At 32.9% G+C, this 18,113-nt stretch carries 18 protein-coding genes and 1 other annotated feature; all 18 genes read right to left on the bottom strand.

Translation table 11 applies throughout. From position 1 onward, the window contains the following. Positions 1-8 precede the first annotated feature (8 nt). The 18 genes from KA926_RS10440 to KA926_RS10355 all read right to left on the bottom strand — a co-directional run bounded on the left by KA926_RS10440 (position 9) and on the right by KA926_RS10355 (position 18,030). Entirely contained in the window at positions 9-2,198 is a 2,190-nt protein-coding gene (locus KA926_RS10440) for a RelA/SpoT family protein (protein ID WP_181187618.1), read from the bottom strand. Between the two features lie 308 nt (positions 2,199-2,506). Continuing rightward, positions 2,507-3,025: an adenine phosphoribosyltransferase gene (locus KA926_RS10435; protein ID WP_107384787.1), complete on the bottom strand. Its 519-nt coding sequence runs from the start codon at positions 3,023-3,025 to the stop codon at positions 2,507-2,509. A gap of 15 nt (positions 3,026-3,040) precedes the next feature. Beyond that, positions 3,041-5,317 carry a single-stranded-DNA-specific exonuclease RecJ gene (recJ, locus tag KA926_RS10430; protein WP_210144278.1) on the bottom strand — a complete coding sequence of 759 codons (2,277 nt, stop codon included), beginning with the start codon at positions 5,315-5,317 and terminating at the stop codon, positions 3,041-3,043. Positions 5,318-5,866: 549 nt separating this feature from the next. Further along, positions 5,867-8,143: a protein translocase subunit SecDF gene (gene secDF / locus KA926_RS10425; RefSeq protein WP_210144277.1), complete on the bottom strand. Its 2,277-nt coding sequence runs from the start codon at positions 8,141-8,143 to the stop codon at positions 5,867-5,869. 319 nt (positions 8,144-8,462) lie between these two features. Beyond that, complete coding sequence (yajC, locus tag KA926_RS10420) at positions 8,463-8,723, bottom strand: preprotein translocase subunit YajC (protein ID WP_019468514.1); 261 nt, start codon at positions 8,721-8,723, stop codon at positions 8,463-8,465. Between the two features lie 17 nt (positions 8,724-8,740). Beyond that, positions 8,741-9,880, bottom strand: coding sequence for a tRNA guanosine(34) transglycosylase Tgt (gene tgt / locus KA926_RS10415; protein WP_210137455.1), 1,140 nt, complete (start codon positions 9,878-9,880; stop codon positions 8,741-8,743). Between the two features lie 24 nt (positions 9,881-9,904). Further along, entirely contained in the window at positions 9,905-10,930 is a 1,026-nt protein-coding gene (gene queA, locus KA926_RS10410) for a tRNA preQ1(34) S-adenosylmethionine ribosyltransferase-isomerase QueA (RefSeq protein WP_210144276.1), read from the bottom strand. A gap of 2 nt (positions 10,931-10,932) precedes the next feature. Continuing rightward, positions 10,933-11,934, bottom strand: coding sequence for a Holliday junction branch migration DNA helicase RuvB (gene ruvB, locus KA926_RS10405; protein ID WP_107384782.1), 1,002 nt, complete (start codon positions 11,932-11,934; stop codon positions 10,933-10,935). 33 nt (positions 11,935-11,967) lie between these two features. Continuing rightward, positions 11,968-12,570 (bottom strand): Holliday junction branch migration protein RuvA, encoded by a 603-nt coding sequence (ruvA, locus tag KA926_RS10400; RefSeq protein WP_210144275.1) that lies wholly within the window; start codon positions 12,568-12,570, stop codon positions 11,968-11,970. Positions 12,571-12,582: 12 nt separating this feature from the next. Continuing rightward, complete coding sequence (locus tag KA926_RS10395) at positions 12,583-13,038, bottom strand: ACT domain-containing protein (RefSeq protein WP_210144274.1); 456 nt, start codon at positions 13,036-13,038, stop codon at positions 12,583-12,585. Positions 13,039-13,049: 11 nt separating this feature from the next. Beyond that, on the bottom strand, positions 13,050-14,342 hold the full coding sequence (gene obgE / locus KA926_RS10390; RefSeq protein ID WP_210144273.1) for a GTPase ObgE: 1,293 nt from the start codon (positions 14,340-14,342) through the stop codon (positions 13,050-13,052). Between the two features lie 130 nt (positions 14,343-14,472). Then, positions 14,473-14,757 carry a 50S ribosomal protein L27 gene (rpmA, locus tag KA926_RS10385; protein WP_019468507.1) on the bottom strand — a complete coding sequence of 95 codons (285 nt, stop codon included), beginning with the start codon at positions 14,755-14,757 and terminating at the stop codon, positions 14,473-14,475. A gap of 11 nt (positions 14,758-14,768) precedes the next feature. Beyond that, positions 14,769-15,089 carry a ribosomal-processing cysteine protease Prp gene (locus tag KA926_RS10380; RefSeq protein ID WP_107384778.1) on the bottom strand — a complete coding sequence of 107 codons (321 nt, stop codon included), beginning with the start codon at positions 15,087-15,089 and terminating at the stop codon, positions 14,769-14,771. Positions 15,090-15,091: 2 nt separating this feature from the next. Beyond that, the gene (rplU, locus tag KA926_RS10375; protein ID WP_019468505.1) at positions 15,092-15,400 is read right to left on the bottom strand and encodes a 50S ribosomal protein L21; all 309 of its coding nucleotides are present in this window, start codon (positions 15,398-15,400) and stop codon (positions 15,092-15,094) included. Between the two features lie 12 nt (positions 15,401-15,412). Then, positions 15,413-15,486 (bottom strand) — a sequence feature (ribosomal protein L21 leader region). Positions 15,487-15,515: 29 nt separating this feature from the next. After that, positions 15,516-16,040, bottom strand: coding sequence for a rod shape-determining protein MreD (gene mreD, locus KA926_RS10370; protein ID WP_210144272.1), 525 nt, complete (start codon positions 16,038-16,040; stop codon positions 15,516-15,518). Then, the gene (gene mreC / locus KA926_RS10365; protein WP_210144271.1) at positions 16,040-16,882 is read right to left on the bottom strand and encodes a rod shape-determining protein MreC; all 843 of its coding nucleotides are present in this window, start codon (positions 16,880-16,882) and stop codon (positions 16,040-16,042) included. The genes mreD and mreC overlap by 1 nt, the downstream gene beginning before the upstream one ends. A gap of 463 nt (positions 16,883-17,345) precedes the next feature. Further along, positions 17,346-17,504 carry a hypothetical protein gene (locus KA926_RS10360; protein WP_210144270.1) on the bottom strand — a complete coding sequence of 53 codons (159 nt, stop codon included), beginning with the start codon at positions 17,502-17,504 and terminating at the stop codon, positions 17,346-17,348. 67 nt (positions 17,505-17,571) lie between these two features. Beyond that, positions 17,572-18,030 (bottom strand): DUF4930 family protein, encoded by a 459-nt coding sequence (locus tag KA926_RS10355; RefSeq protein ID WP_210144269.1) that lies wholly within the window; start codon positions 18,028-18,030, stop codon positions 17,572-17,574. Positions 18,031-18,113 lie beyond the last annotated feature (83 nt).

Below are 18,113 nucleotides of genomic sequence, written 5' to 3'. Positions count from 1 at the left end.
TTTCACCTCTAATTCCAAACTCTTGTTACTGTGTAAACATCTCCAAGTTGTTTAATCTTATCAACAACTTGATAGACTTCATTTACATTTTTTACCATAACACCAATATTAATGATTGCATTTTTATCAATATCTGAACGACCAGAAACTTTAACTAAGTTACTTTTAGTGGAATTAACGGCTTGTAAAACTTCATTTAATAATCCATTTCGGTCATAAGCGGTAACTTCTAAGTCAACTTGATAACGTTGTGTCGCATCTTTAGAGCGTACCCATTCAACGCTAATTAATCTGTCTTTTTCATTTTTGATATTAGGACAATCCGTGCGATGCACCTTAATACCATGCCCTTTAGTGATATATCCAACAATATCATCACCAGGAATTGGATTACAACATTTTGATAATTTAATGAGTACATTTTCAATTCCCTCAACGTATACGCCACTATCTGTTGTGATGTCGTCCTTAATTGGCACAGATTTTTGTACTTCTTGCACTGAATTCAATGCTTTTTGTTTGTCTTGAATGCGTTGCTTTTCTGTTAACTTATTAACAATTTGTAAAGCTGTTACACCACCAAACCCTACTGCGGCAAATAAATCTTCTTCATTCGAAAAATTATATTTATCTTTTACGACTTCAATATTATCATCCGTTAAAACTGCATCTACTCTGTACCCTTGGTCTTTTATTTCTGCTTCGACCATAAACTTACCTTTTTCAATATTAGAAGACCGATCTTGTTTTTTAAAGAAACTACGTATCTTACTTTTAGCACTAGAAGATTTAACAATTTTTAACCAATCACGACTTGGACCATAAGAGTGCTTACTTGTTCTAATTTCAACGATATCACCAGTTTTGAGCACGTAATCTATCGGCTCAATTTTTCCGTTAACCTTGGCACCAATCATCTTATTTCCTACTTCGCTATGTACAGCATATGCAAAATCGATTGGTACAGCACCATAAGGTAATTCTATTACATCACTTTCTGGCGTAAAAGCATAGACTTTATCACTTTGTAAATCAAATTTTAGTGTTTCCATAAACTCTTCTGCATCGGTGGTAGTGCTATCCGTTTCAGCGAGTTCTTTAATCCAATTTAATTTTTTATTGAAATTTTGTGTTTTTTCAGTAACCTTTTTGCCTTCTTTATATGCCCAATGCGCTGCAACCCCGTGTTCTGCAATTTCATGCATTTCATAAGTTCTTATCTGAATCTCTAAAGGATCGCCATTCGGTCCAACGACCGTTGTATGTAAAGATTGATACATGTTTTGCTTTGGCATAGCAATATAATCTTTAAATCTACCTGGCATGGGTTTCCATAGTGTATGCACAAGACCTAGTACTGCATAGCAATCATTTATTGAATTAACGATAATTCTTATAGCTAATAAATCAAATATTTGGTCGAATTGTTTCTTTTGTTTAACCATTTTTCTATAAATGCTATATATATGTTTAGGCCTACCATTAATGTCGCCAATTATATTCATTTTTTCCATTTCTGAATCTATGCGATTAATAGCATTTTGTATATATTCTTCTCGCTCACTTCGCTTTTTCTTCATAAGATTAACAATTCTGAAATATTGTACACTATCAATATATCTCAGTGCTGTATCTTCTAATTCCCATTTAATCGTATTGATCCCTAATCTATGTGCCAATGGTGCATAGATTTCTAAAGTTTCTTTTGATATTCTTATTTGTTTTTCTCTTGGCATTGCTTTCAGTGTTCTCATATTATGTAATCGATCCGCTAATTTAACGAGAATAACACGCACATCTTTTGCGATAGCAATAAATAACTTGCGGTGGTTTTCTGCTTGTTGTTCTTCTTTAGAACGATATTTTACTTTTTTAAGCTTAGTCACACCTTCTACGATTATGGCAATTTCTTCATTAAACATGCCTTTTACATCATCAAACGTATAAGGTGTGTCCTCAATCACGTCATGTAAAAAACCTGCAACAATGGTTGGGCCATCTAAATGCATTTCAGTTAAAATCCCAGCGACTTGTATGGGATGCATAATATATGGCAAGCCATTTTTACGAAATTGACCTTCGTGTGCCTCATAAGCTAGATGGTAACTCTTCAATACATATTCATAATCTTCTTTTGACAAATATGATTTTGCTTTGGATAATACTTCGTCCACACTGTATGGATATTCATTGTTCACTTAAGACACCCCTATACTAAATATTAATCACGATTAGATACCCAGTATTATTTTATATCGATTGTAACGTATTTTTACGCTATTAGGTCAAATTATGTATAATAGTTATATAATACTACATGTTATTAAATAAATAAATGCGTACATAAGACAATTGGCAAAATGTAGCTGAATTTTAATTTTTTAATACAAATAAAAGATAATTTAAGTTAACGAATTATTAAAACTATTTATAAATATAAAAAGCCAAATGAAATCATTTTAAATGTTTTCATTTGGCTATAAAATTTCTTTAATTATAAATGTGATTATTCATCGTATGAAATTAAACTCATTACGTCATAATCTTTAATTTTTTCAATACCTTTTAAATATTTTAATTCTATAATAAATGCAATACCTACAACAATACCACCTAATTGTTCAACTAACTTAATAGCCGCTTCAATCGTACCGCCAGTAGCTAATAAATCGTCTGTAATTAACACACGTTGCCCTGGTTTAATTGCATCTTTGTGCATAGTTAATACGTTTGTACCATACTCCAAATTATATTCATAACGAATGACTTCTCTAGGAAGTTTGCCTTCTTTTCTCACTGGTGCAAAGCCGATACCCATTGAATATGCAACAGGACAACCAATGATGAATCCTCTAGCTTCCGGTCCTACAACTACATCAACGTCTCGTAGTTTTGCATATTTAACTATTTGATCCGTGGCATAACCATAAGCTTCGCCATTGTCCATTATCGTTGTAATATCTTTGAAGTTAACACCCGGTTGTGGCCAGTCTGATACTTCAGATACATATTGTTTTAAATCCATACAAACTTCCTCCTATTATTCTACCAATTCATCCTTTATCCATTGCTTCAAACGATTAAAATCCTCATAAAGCAATAACTTTTCAACTTCAATTCTGTCGATACGACTTTGATAATATTTACTTGAAGCAATATCACGTTTTGTTGAAACATTATTTAATTTAATTATACCATTTTCAACTTGAATAAACTCTAAATCCAAGAAAACTTTCAAGATAAATTTAAGTATATGTGGTTGAATTTTTAAAAATTTACTTAGTTGTACACCTTCATTAGCTAAATTTGTTTCTTTTTTAGCTGCAAGTGCTTTAAAACATTGTTTAAATGTTTCCATTTTTGGCATACCTTCAAAGTATATCGATCTATCATGATTTAACACGAGATAAATTTGGGATATCTCAACTGTTTTTAATGTTGTTTTTAAATCATTAATGGATGTCGGCAAATCTCTAAAGACGTATTTATCATACTTATTAATAATTTCATCACCATAATAGTGATAATTTTCACCTAACTTTTCACTTCTTTGATGAATCAAGTAAGCAACATTCTCAGCATCTGCATTTAATTCATTTACTTTGTTTTTGCTTCTATAATCTAAAATCTGTAAATTATGACTTGCTAAATCTTCAATCATAAATTGAGGAGATTGAAATCCATTCCATTCATTAATTTGTAATGTTCCAATTACATTGATAGGTTGTTGCACACCCAATTCTTTTACTAAGTGACCGCTTTGCCAAAAGATTGCTTGTAATTGACTTTCGCCAATAACGAGTTTTAAGTGTTTTTTTTCTTGACCAATACCTTTTACCTGTTGAACAAGGACGTCTTGTAATTCGAAGCATGGACTAGTGAAATCTGTACCAAATGGTCGCAATCTTTGAATATCTTTAATATTTTGTATAGTAATATCACTTTCTGAAATAGTTACATCAACTTTTTTACGTGGTTCAAGTGAAGTTGTTTCTGCTAATTGTGCCATCCATTCATTTAAACTACTCTGTAATTGTTGAACATTTTCTATAGGCATTGTGACCCCAGCTGCCATATGGTGTCCACCAAATTTCGTTATTAACTGTGAATAATCGCTTAAAATTTCAAACATTGATACTTGATCAATGCTTCGAGCTGAACCTTTTGCGTGGTTTTGGGCTTCATCAATATTTAATATTAATGTTGGAAGACTGTATGTTTCAACAATTCTTGACGCTACAATACCAAGTACGCCTTCATGCCAATCTGTTTGAGCTAACAGTAAGAATTTTGAACCTTGCTGTACTTGTTCTTCTGCCATTACAAGCGCTTCTTCAGTAATTTGAGACACGATATCTTTTCGCTCTTGATTAAAAAATTCAACTTGTTCAGCTAAAAACATAGCTTCATCTTCTGTTTCAGTCATTAATAACTCTGCAGCAAGTGCAGCATCCTCTAAACGCCCTACAGCATTTAACCTTGGTCCTATAATAAATCCGACAGTTTCTTCATTTATTTCGTCATTATAACCAGCTTGGTTTAAAATAGCTTTTATTGATGGCGGACAATATTTATTTAATGAGGCTAAACCATTTTGAACCAGCGTTCTATTCTCATCCGTTAAGGATACTAAATCAGCAATTGTTCCAATAGCAACCAAACCTAGAAAATGAACTGGTGGTTCATCCAATAAACATTGAGCTAACTTATAAGCAACACCTGCACCACACAGATATTTAAACGGATATTCAAACTCAGGATGCATTGGATGGACAATCGCATATGCATTAGGCATTGATTCACCAATTTCATGGTGGTCTGTGACAATAACATCAACACCTAGATCTTGAACCATTTGTATTTCATCATGCCCTTGAATACCATTATCCACTGTTATAATTAATGATATCCCTTCATCATAAGCATTTTTAAAAGCCAATTCATTTGGCCCGTAACCTTCAGAAAAGCGGTTCGGTATATACCAGCCTACATGAGCACCAAGTTCTTTCAATGTAGAAACCAATATAGTCGTTGAAGTGACACCATCCGCATCATAGTCTCCATATACTAAAATCTTTTGGTTTTGATCTATCGCTACATTGATACGCTCAATAGCCTTATCCATATCACTCATCTTCCAAGGGTCATGTGTAATTTGAACCCCTTCTAAAAGATTTCGAATATCAGTTTCATCAGTTATTCCTTTACTTTCCAAAACTTTTTTTACAATAGGAGTTAGCTTTAAATCTGTTGCAATATTTTCTGCTATTTCAACTTCAGGTAATTTAACGTCCCAATTATATTTTGATTTAATCATACTATTCTCCCTCATTTCCACAAGCAATTATACAAAAGAATTTGAAAAATAAAAAGTGGTAACCTTTATTTCAACCATACTTAAAACTTCAAACAATTTTGTAACGTGTGGACGCCCAGGGAAATGATATGAGTGAGAGACTACAGGCTCGAGCTATATCCCCAGGCAAGCATGCACGATCAAAATCGTAAGTTATCCATATAAAAAGGACCAATCTTTATCACTTATTATTTCAAGCTAATTCATGTTATTAAGGTTATAAAATAAGAACTTCATCAATTTATTAGGGTTAATGAGTTGTTTTAAATGAACCTTTTATTTTGTATCTTGTGAAATATTTCAAACGATTTTGTAACGTGCGGACGCCCAGGGAAATGATATGAGTGAGAGACTACTGGCTCGAGCCATATCCCCAGGCAAGCATGCACGGTCAAAATCGCAAATATTAACAATAAAAAAGGCTAATCCATGTTCCATGGATTAGCCTTTCATTTAGAGTGTGCGCTTTTGCTCCACCCTATTTTATTTTAGTACATGTTTTAATATTAATTATACTAATATTTTTTCATCATTTGATTTTTTCTCTTTATATACAATAAGTTTATTGTCGTCTGATTTTTTAAGCTGACGTTTTTTCATAATTCCCCATAAAGGAACAGCTATAAATACTGATGAGAACACACCAGATATTAAACCAATTAACAACGCTAATGAGAAATTGAAAATACTTGGTGCACCGAATGCTAATAGTGCAACTACGACAATAATCACTGTCAGCACTGTATTAATCGAACGCGTCATTGTCTGACGAATTGATCTATTAACAATATCATCGATTTGTTCAGGTTTCGTAATCACTTTAACTTTATGCAAGTTCTCACGTACCCTGTCAAACGTTACAATCGTATCATTAATTGAGTAACCAATAATAGTTAGCACAGCTGCAATAAATGTAATGTCAACTTCCAATCTAAACAGACTGAATACAGCCACAATCATAAATGCATCGTGTAACAGTGCTAACACTGAGGACAGTCCCATACGCCATTCGAATCTGAATGTGATATAAATAATGATACCGATAGCTGCATATAATAGCGCCATCATTGCATTTTTAGCTAATTCTTGACCTATAACTGGTGAAACGGTATTAACAGTTGGATCATTACCGAATGATTTATCAATCGTGTACTTAATTTTTGACACTTCATCTTTAGATAAGTCATTTTTGAATTGTACTGTTGCATTTTTGCCATTTTCACCTAAAGAAACTTGTGTAGGTTTAAAATCTTGATTCTCAAGTGTTTTTGTCACTTTCGCTTCAGATATTTTATCTTTCGATTCAAAATCAACTCTTGTACCACTTGTAAAATCAATACCTAAGTTAAGTTTGAAAATAAACAGTATAACCGCACCAACGATTAAAATTAGTACGCTTAGTGACAATAATGGTTTGGCTAGCTTCATGAAATCCCAACGCTCATACGGTGTTTTTAAATCATGAACTTCTTTACCTTCATTTACATCTGCAATATGATGCTTGTTGACACCAAATAACCAAGATGATTTTTTGAAGAAATTTGAAGAAACAAGTAGTGAAAGTAACCATCTTGATAAAAATACTGCTGTTACAAAAATCATTAGAATGCCAAGTAGCAACATTGTAGCGAAACCTTTTACAGAACTTTCACCAAAGAAGAACAATACAGCAGCAGCAATCACTGTTGTAAGCTGCGCATCGACTATGGTTAAGAATGAACTTTTATTCGCTTTTTTATAGGCTTGTTTGAGCGTTCGTCCAATTTTCAGTTCATCTTTAATCCGTTCATACATGATAATATTCGCATCGACTGCCATACCGATACCCAGTACTAAAGCTGCAAGGCCTGGCAATGTTAATACACCAGAAATGAAATTAAATGCAACTAATGTCAAATAAATATAAACAGTAAGTGCAATAACAGCTACTAGTCCTGGTAAACGATAGAAACCTAACATAAATAAATAAATTACCGCTATACCAATTGCTGCAGCAAATATTGTTTTATCTAAAGCATCTTGTCCAAATTGTGCACCTACAGAATTAGAGTAAATTTCATTAAGGTCTACAGGTAATGAACCAGAATTTAATAAATCTGCAATTTGTTTTGCTTCTTCAATACCTTTTTCACCTTTAAAACCACCAGAAATTTCTACACTATCTGAATTGATAGGTTTGTCAACTGAAGCAGCAGACACATATTTTGGATCTTTTTTGTTCATTTCTTTATGGTAAGTATCACCTTTTTCGTGATCTAACCATACAACCATGACATTTTCATCTTTTTTAGAAATTTCTTCAGTTACTTTTTTAAATTTATCACTATCTTTTAATTTAAAAGTAACTGCGGGTTGATTCGTATTTTGTTTAAATTCTTGTTTCGCTGAACCTTGTTGAATATCTTTACCCGTTAATTTGATATTGTCATCAGCATCACGAATCGTTAAATTAGCTTGTGAAGATAAAATTTCTCTAGCTTGAGATTGATTTTTGATACCCGCTAATTGTACACGAATTCTATTTTTATCTTCCACTTGAATTTTAGGTTCAGAAACCCCTAAAACGTTCACACGGTTTTCAAGTGTTTTTGCTGTGGCTTTTACAGCTTTATCATCAATTTTATCACCCTTTTGTAAGGGATCAACTTGGTATAAGACTTCAAAGCCACCTTGTAAGTCTAATCCGAGGCTGACGTTTTTAACTACATTTTTATATGTAAGTCCTATCCCGCCTAACAATAGAACTACAAGCAATATAAATGCAACTATTCTACTACTTTTCTTCACTTGAACACCTCATTGTAAGCTTATGTTATAAATTCATAATTCAATCGCCTTCGTTCTCATATACTAAACGATTAAATTTCTCAATAACCTTACATATTTTAACACATTACATGTAGTGTAAAAACAAACTTAACTTATTTGTAACTTCTTTTTAAATGTAAGTGTTACCAATTGTAATGATTACTTAAGCTATTTAAAAATTTGATTTTATCTATCTTTCATTATAACACCAACTATGTCTTTAAAGTCCAATATCTTTAGGTTTTGTTAAACAAAAAACGAACTGATAGTATATATCAGTTCGTAATCATAAGATTATTTATGAAGGATCAACTTGTTTAATAGCTGGTTTTTCTAAAGTGATTTCTGTTCCATTGCCATTTAAAGTTAATACAACTGTAGTTTCGTCAACGCTACGTACAGTACCTTTAATTCCGCCTATAGTAGTAACATGTTGACCTGATGAAATTTGGCTAATCATTTCACGATGCTCTTTAGCCTTTTTTTGTTGTGGTCTAATTAAGAAGAACCACATTAATACTAATAATAATATCGGTAATATCAATGAAGTAAATTGCATATAGTTATTTCTCCCTTTTAAAAGTTTTTTGGGTTTTCTACATTTAGTCCATACTGTTCAAAGAATTCTTCTTTAAAATCAAGTAAACGATCATCGCGAATAGCTTGTCGGATGTTTTCCATTAATTTCAGCAAGAAATGTAAATTATGATAAGTAGTAAGACGGATACCAAAAGTTTCTTCTGCTTTTATTAAATGTCTTATGTATGCTCTACTATAATTTTTACAAGTATAGCAGTCACAATTATCATCAAGTGGACCTAAATCTTCAGCATATTTAGCATTTTTTATAGTAACACGGCCATGTGAAGTCATACATGTACCATTACGTGCAATACGTGTAGGTAATACACAATCAAACATATCCATACCTCTAATGCTACATTCTATTAATGCATCTGGTGAACCCACCCCCATTAAATAACGTGGCTTATCTTTAGGCATAAATTGTTGTGTATGCGAAACCATATCGTACATTACTGGCTTCGGTTCTCCAACTGATAAACCTCCGATAGCATAACCGGGAAAATCCAACGCTACTAATTCTTCAGCGCTTTGTTGACGTAAATCTTTATATTCTCCACCTTGGATGATACCAAATAAAGCTTGATCTTCAGGTCTTTGATGTGCTTGTAAACATCTAGCTGCCCATCTACTTGTTCTTTCGATTGAATCTTTTACATATTGATATTCAGCTGGCATAGGTGGACATTCATCAAATGCCATCATAATATCTGAGCCAAGATCATTTTGAATCTGCATTGATTTTTCAGGACTCAAGAATAATTTAGAACCATTAGTATGATGACGGAATTCAACACCTTCTTCAGTAATTTTTCTTAAATTACTTAAACTAAATACTTGAAAACCACCTGAATCTGTCAGTATTGGACCATTCCAGTTCATGAACTGATGTAATCCCCCACTCTTTTTGATAATATCATTTCCTGGTTGCAACCACAAATGATATGTATTTCCTAATATTATTTTTGCTTCCATCTGATGCAATTCTTCAGGACTCATCGTTTTAACTGTGGCTTTAGTACCAACAGGCATAAACATTGGTGTTTCAAACGATCCATGTGGTGTATGCACGATTCCTAATCTTGCTCCAGATTGTTTACATGTTTTTATATGTTCATATGTTACAGCTGGCATACAAAAACTCCTTTCGTTTCATTCCTAAAAAATTAACATTGCATCACCGAAACTAAAAAATCTATATTCAGATTTGACAGCCTGTTGATAAGCGTTCAAAATATAATCTCTTGAACTAAATGCAGAAACTAACATCACTAGCGTTGACTTCGGCAAATGAAAGTTTGTAATTAAACCATCTATTGCTTTAAATTCAAAACCAGGATAAATAAAAATATCGGTCCATCCACTCTCTGCTACAAAATTGTTACGTGTTTGCATAATGGTTTCCAAAGTTCTAGTAGAAGTTGTCCCTACTGAAAAGATACGGTGCCCATTTGCTTTTGTAGCATTTAGTAAATCTGCTGTTTCTTGATTCATTTGATAATATTCACTGTGCATTTCATGGTCATCTATATTTTCAACACTCACAGGTCTAAATGTACCTAACCCGACATGTAAAGTAATAAATGCAATATTAACACCTTTAGCTCTTAATTGTTCAAGTAGTTCATCAGTAAAATGAAGTCCTGCTGTAGGGGCTGCAGCTGATCCCGATGCTTTTGCATAAACAGTTTGATAACGATTTGGATCATCTAAGCGTTCTTTAATATATGGAGGCAGTGGCATTTCACCCAATTCATCCAAACGTTCTTGTAGTATACCTTCATAATTTAAACGCATGATTCTTCCGCCCTGATCTAATGTTTCAAGACATTCAGCAACTATTTTGCCTTCACCAAAAGATAATTTGTCGCCTACTTTAATTCTTTTTGCTGGCTTCAATAAGACTTCCCAATCATTATCTTCAAGTTGTGTTAGCATCAACATTTCTACTTTTGCACCTGTCTCTTCTTTTAAACCAAATAAACGTGCAGGCATCACTCTGGTGTCATTAAGTACTAATGTATCTCCTGATTCAATATAATCAATAATATTTTTAAAGTGTTTATGTGCGATATTTCCAGTTTTTCTACCAAGCACAAGCAATCTACTCTCATCTCTATTTTTCAGAGGCGTTTGAGCGATTAATGATTCTGGCAAATGATAATCAAATGCTTCAATATCCAAAACTATTCCTTCTTTCCATTCTTACTAAAATGTTCAAAAGCATACGCTGTCGCTTTACGCCCTCTTGGTGTACGTTCAATAAAACCTTTTTGTATTAAAAATGGCTCATAAACATCTTCAATTGTGACACGTTCTTCACCAATTGAAACAGCGATTGTATCTAAACCTACAGGGCCACCTTTATATTGTTCTAAGATACAGTTCATCATCTTATGATCGATATAATCTAACCCTTCATCATCCACTTGTAATAATGCTAGAGATTGCTTTGTAGTTTCAATACTTATCGATTCATCTTCTTTAACTTGTTGAAAATCTCTAACTCGTTTTAACAGCCTATTCGCCACTCTCGGCGTACCTCTGCTTCTTTTCGCAAGTTCAATGGCACTTTCATCATCTATAGTCGTACCTAATACTTCTGCGGTACGGATTATAATTTCTTTCAATTCATGTTCTTTATAATATTCTAATCTAAGATGAACACCAAATCTATCACGTAAAGGCGCAGTTAAACTCCCGGCTCTGGTTGTAGCACCTATTAATGTAAAAGGAGGCAAGTCAATACGTATACTTCGCGCTTCTTCTCCCTTACCTATCACAATATCAAGAAAGAAATCTTCCATTGCTGGATATAAAACTTCTTCTACAACACTACTCAATCTGTGAATTTCATCAATAAATAATACATCACCAGGTTGTAAACTAGACAAAATAGCAGCCAAGTCACCCGGTCGTTCAATAGACGGTCCAGAAATGGTTCTAATATTAACTTCCATTTCATTAGCAATGATATTGGATAAAGTCGTTTTACCTAATCCAGGGGGGCCAAATAAAAGTACATGATCTAACGGTTCTTTCCTAATTTTAGCTGCTTTTATAAAAACTTCTAAATTTGATTTAATCGTTGATTGTCCTATATATTGGCGTAATCTTTCTGGTCTTAAAGATAATTCAAATGATGATTCATCTTCATGCATAGACTGATCTACCATTCTATCATCCATTTATATCTCCCCCTTCAAAAAATTTCAGTAAACTTAAGATATAAGCAACTGTAAACCACGCTTCACTGCATCATCTATTGATTCAAAAGATTCCTTGTCTAAAGTTTTTTCAACTTTATTTAACTCTCTCTTAGAATAACCCAGTGCTTCTAAAGCTAGTAACGCTTCTTTTACAATTGAAGAATCTTGCGGATTATTTTGGTCCACATTAAACAATTGACTGCTATCTTCCTCTGTTACTTGTACTTTACCTTTGAGGTCTAAAACAATTTGACGCGCTGTTTTTTTACCTATGCCAGGAAATTTTGTTAAATAAGCATCATTTTCATTTTCAATTGCAATTTTTACTTCGTTTGGTGAACTACTAGCTAAAATTGCTAAAGCTGATTTTGGACCGATGCCTGTCACTTTAATTAAACTTAAAAACATATCTTTTTCCTCTTGATTAATAAAGCCATAAAGCAGCTGTGCATCTTCTCTTACAATCAACGAAGTATGAATCAAAATCTCTTGGTCTTTATATTTTTGAAATCGATATGAGTTTGGAGTTTGAATCTCATAACCTACGCCTGAAGCCTCTAAAACTACATGCGTGGGATTTAAAACGGTTAAAGTTCCTTTAATATATGCGTACACAGTCACACTTCCTTATATCGTCATACTAATGAGTTCCACATTAGAAATATGTTCAATCTTTTTTAATGCATTTATGACTTCATCTATTTCTAAATTTGTGCCTTTGCCATCTAATGATAGTGTAATGGTAGCTCTACCATCCATCGGTATACTTTGATGAATCGTCAACACTGACAAATCTAATTTAGAAAGTGTATTTAAAACTTCAGCTAACATACCTATGATGTCGTTCACATACAAAATCAATGTAAACTCTCTTGTTTCTTCTAATTTTTCGTCAACTGGAAATATCGTATCACGATATTTGTAAAATGCACTTCGAGATAAATCGAATTGTTTCACTGCTTCAAATATGGACAATGATGGGTCATTTTTCAAAACTTCTTTGATTTGTAAAGTTTTAACCACTGATTCAGGTAACACATCTTCACGAATTAAATAAAACTTTTTATTTTCATTTTTGTCCATATCAAGCACTCCTATTCAACAAATTCAAATTCTCCACCAAGTATTCTTACAATATCTCCATTTTCACAACCACGTTCACGTAATGCATCATCAATACCCATTGAACGCATTTGACGCGCAAAACGTCTAACTGCTGGATCACTATTAAAGTCAGTCATTTTGAACATTCTTTCTATAGCTTTACCACTCACTACGTAAGCAGCATCATCGTCTCTAGTAATCGTAAATGCATCCTGACTAGGCGTATGTTTATAGACTACTCTATTAACACCTAAATCTTCTTCTTCCTCATTAAAATCTACATCTTTGACCTCTTCTAATGTATCAGCTATAGCATATAATAATTCATCAATATTATCATGCATTACTGTAGACAAGGGAATAATGCGTACACTTTTATCATTTAATTGTTCTTTAAAAATGGTTAAATTATCTTCTGCATCAGGGATATCCATTTTATTAGCAACTACAATTTGTGGTCGGTCTTCTAATCTATGTTCATAAGCTTTTAATTCTTCATTAATAACTTGATAATCTTCGTAAGGGTCGCGACCTTCTGAACCACTCATATCAATCATATGCACGATTACTTTAGTTCTCTCAACGTGTCTTAAAAATTGGTGACCCAATCCGACACCTTCAGAAGCGCCTTGTATAAGTCCAGGCAAATCTGCCATCACAAAACTACGGTGATCTTTGGTAGAAACAACGCCTAGATTAGGTTTAATTGTTGTGAAGTGATAAGCTCCAATCTTTGGTTTTGCTTTAGAAACTGTTGATAATAATGTAGATTTTCCAACACTAGGGAAACCGACTAAACCAACATCTGCAAGTAGTTTCAGTTCCAAAGTAACCTCAATTTCTTCGCCTGGTTCACCGTTTTCACTAAAATCTGGTGCAGGGTTTCGTGGAGAAGCAAAGCGGGAATTCCCACGTCCTCCACGACCACCTCTTGCAACTGTAGCACGCTGTCCATTCTCTACTAAATCAGCTAGAACTTCTTCAGTTTCTACACTTTTAATAATTGTACCTGGTGGTACTTTTAATACTAAATGCTCAGCATTTTTACCGTGCATATTACTGCTTTGACCACCTTCACCTCTTTTAGCTTTAAAATGTGTTTGGTATCTGAAATCTAATAACGTTCTTAGACCTTCATCTACTTCGAACACAATTGAAGCTCCGTTACCACCATCACCACCTGCTGGACCGCCAAATGGTACATATTTCTCTCTTCTATATGCAGTTATGCCATTACCGCCATCACCAGCTTTGAGTGATATTTTAACTTGATCAACAAACATGATTTCACCTCTTTTTTATAAAACTTAATTTACATATCTTGTATATTATAGCATTTTCTATATAACTAGAAAATAAAGACAAAAAATAAACACCAGAAGTCATCACTTCTGGTGTTAACATGAACAAAAATTACTCAGCAGCTGCGTATACAGATACTTGTTTTTTGTCTCGACCTTTACGTTCAAATTTTACAACGCCGTCGATTTTAGCGAATAATGTATCGTCGCCACCACGACCAACATTTTCACCAGGATAAATTTTAGTACCACGTTGACGGAATAAAATAGAACCGCCAGTAACGAATTGACCATCCGCACGTTTAGCACCTAAACGTTTTGATTCAGAGTCACGTCCGTTTTTTGTAGAACTTACCCCTTTTTTAGATGCGAAGAACTGTAAGTTTAATTTTAACATTTGGTTGCACCTCACTTATAATTTAATCTAATATTTTCTTTGTACTCTTCTTCAATGGTCTGCAAAGAGACTAACATTGCTTGAAGAATTAATTGCGCTTTTTCGTTATTCGTATCGACACTTCTAACATGGAAGTATCCACCGTCATCACTGTAGTCAATGTCGGGTTTCTCAGAGGTTAATCCCATTATAGCATTAACGCTTCCGAAAATAACTGCAGATGCTCCTGCACATACAATATCGTAACCGTAGTCACCATGATCGGCATGACCATCCATGATAACGTCTGTTACTTGACCCGAATCATTTAATGTAACATCTACATTAATCATAATTACGCGTTGATTTTGTCGATTGTTAATTTAGTGTATGGTTGACGGTGACCTTTTTTACGTTTAGAGTCTTTACGACGTCTATAAGTGAAAACAGTAATTTTTTTACCGCGACCTTGTTTGTTTACAGTAGCAGTAACTGTTGCACCTTCAACTGTTGGTGCACCAACTTTAACTGAATCTCCACCTACAAATAGTACTTTATCAAAAGTGAAAGAATCACCTTCATTTACGTCTAATTTTTCAACGAAAATTTCTTGTCCTTCTTCAACTTTTACTTGTTTTCCACCTGTTTCAATAATAGCAAACATACTTTGCACCTCCTATAATTTAAGTCACGCCAAACTCAGGTGACATCTTTGTACTTAAACCTGAATCCGAGCGGTTGTATGTAGCTAGAAACTACTCAACTACTGCATTTTAGCATTATGATCTTTCACTGTCAATCTTCAATTGGATTTTTTTGAGAAATTTAGTTATTAGCGGATACAAAACAATTAATAAAATTAAATTTAGAATTAATGTCGGTATCATTCTAAAAATCACAAACTCAAACAGATTAAATTGAACTAATCCTAAAACACTATAAATAACTGCTACATAAATTTCTAACACGAGTGTACTTAACAATACGATAGTAAATAACATCGAATGATCTCGATAAAATACTTTGAAGAAAAAATCCATGATAACGACTAATAAAATATAGCCAAATAAATATAATCCGTAAAAGCTACCATAATATAAATCGGTAATTAATCCTAATACTGTAGATAAAATCAGAGCTACACCAAAACCTCTATAGACACTAATGATTAAGATGTACATAATCGTTAAATGAGGTACAAAAATAATCTCTTTACCAGAAATTTGCATAGGTATGACAAGTGCAATTGCGGTATCAATATAAAAAAGGATGATACCTATTAGAAAGTAGTAAAAAGTTCGCATTAATTATCACCACTTTCAGTATCAGGTACTGTATTAGGGTCTCTTTTAGCAACATAAACATGACTTAAATCAGCTAAATCAGTACCAGTTTTCACTCTTACTTCTTTAGCTAAACCATACTCATCATTTTCAACCTTTGCTATTTCACCTATGTATAACCCAGTTGGAAGCTGATCAGCTAATCCACTTGTAACTACCTTATCTCCTTTTTTAACACTGTCTTTATTGTTAATATCAGATATTACTAGCTCTTCCTTTTTTGCATCATAATGGTCTATGAGGCCAAACACGTTTTTATCATCATGTTGGATATTGACAGATAAGCGATTTGCCCTTGTGTTTGTTGATATTAAATCTACTTGTGAAGAAAATTGATTCACTTTAGAGATTCGACCAACTAAACCATCAGAAGTCATTACTGCCATATTATTTTTGATTCCATCTTTTGACCCTTGATTAATGACTAATGTATTCATCCACTGATCAGGGTTTCTAGAAAGAACTGTGCTTGAAATTGGATCGAATTTAGATATATCTTCAATATCTAATTCTTTTTTGTACTTTTTATTCTCTGACTTTAACCTTTGATTTTCCGCCTCTAACTGTTTCAATTCACTTGATTGTTTTTTTGAATCACCACTGGTAAAAATACTATTGATAGATCCAGTTATAAAATGGACTGGATAACTCACAGCCTTTTGGCCAAAAGCTACTGTATCCCCAACATACTGTTCAACATGTGATTGGGATTGGGATCGCAATGAAACACCAATCAAGGCGATAAAAACAATGATTGCACATAATATAACAATCAATTTGTTGTTTCTAAAAAACTTTGACAACCTAAACACCTCTATTAACCAACTATTTTATCTTCTTCTTATCATTTTATATTACTACTTAAACGAAATAAAGCACGAACATAAAGAATATGAAACAAAATTCATTTCTGAATTTTAATATGAAGATAAGTTTACTATATTTTATATTCAAACATTGTGATAACTTGTATTATAGCAATAAATTTAGAGAATAGTGTATTATTTAGTATTAATTTAAACGCTCCATTTAATTTTTGAAATAGTCATTGAAAATTCCTTTTCAGGACAACACTTTACTCATTTTGATAAATATCCAATCTCATAAAAAAGAACGAGTTAAAATCAATCATATCCATATTGATTTAATACTCGTCCTGGTTATTTATCATATTAATTTTTTGAACTAAAAAATTACCTAGAAGCTACATAAACTACAGCTTATATACACATTTAACTAATTTACTGTATTCGTACTAAACGAATACTATTTCTGCTCTTCATCTGATGATGTTTTAGAGTCATTAGACTTATTAGATTCTTTTTCATCTTCTTTATAAAGCGTTTCTTCTTTACGCCAACGCGCAAATAAATTTTGTGCTTTTGCTTGTTCGTCTGCTTTTTTTTCATTAGATTTTTCACTCATTATAAACACCAACCTTTTCATATTACTTATATAAGGCTAACTTATTTATTAAAAGAATTCAAACCCATTACTCATAATTTGAAGCTGGCTTCAATTCTATATGTTCGCCCAATTGATTAAGGTCTTGATTCATCTCTATTTCAGTTTTATAAACTCTCATAGATTCAGAACCAAATTTATAAATAATAAATTCATCTCCACGTTGACCAGCTAAATAAGTGTCATTATACCCCATTCTTTCGATACCAGTTACTGACATAAACTCCCGCTTATCAATCCAATTAAACATATTTTTGGTTTGACTAAGTGGAACATTATTCAAAATATCGTTATCTTCTACTGAATAGCTTTGTCCACCTGTTAGATGACCTTTATTTGCGCTATTATTTAAGGATGATTCATCATTATGAATTGGGTTCCAATCTTGGTCTTTCAAAAAGGGCGCATATTTGAGTGCGAAAAATACAATTACTATAATTGCAATAATAGCTATAATATTCTTTATAATACTAAATATGAAACGCATGAACCATCCTCCTATTTTATTCATCAAAATTATAGTATGTTTAATAAAGTTTATCATCAGACTATAGGTGTATTTATATCTTA

It is taken from the genome of Staphylococcus sp. GDY8P94P (assembly GCF_017892255.1).
GTDB classification, from domain to species: Bacteria; Bacillota; Bacilli; order Staphylococcales; family Staphylococcaceae; genus Staphylococcus; species Staphylococcus cohnii.
The sequence above is the reverse complement of the archived record's forward strand: the minus strand, read 5'-3'. Positions and strand labels throughout refer to the sequence as shown.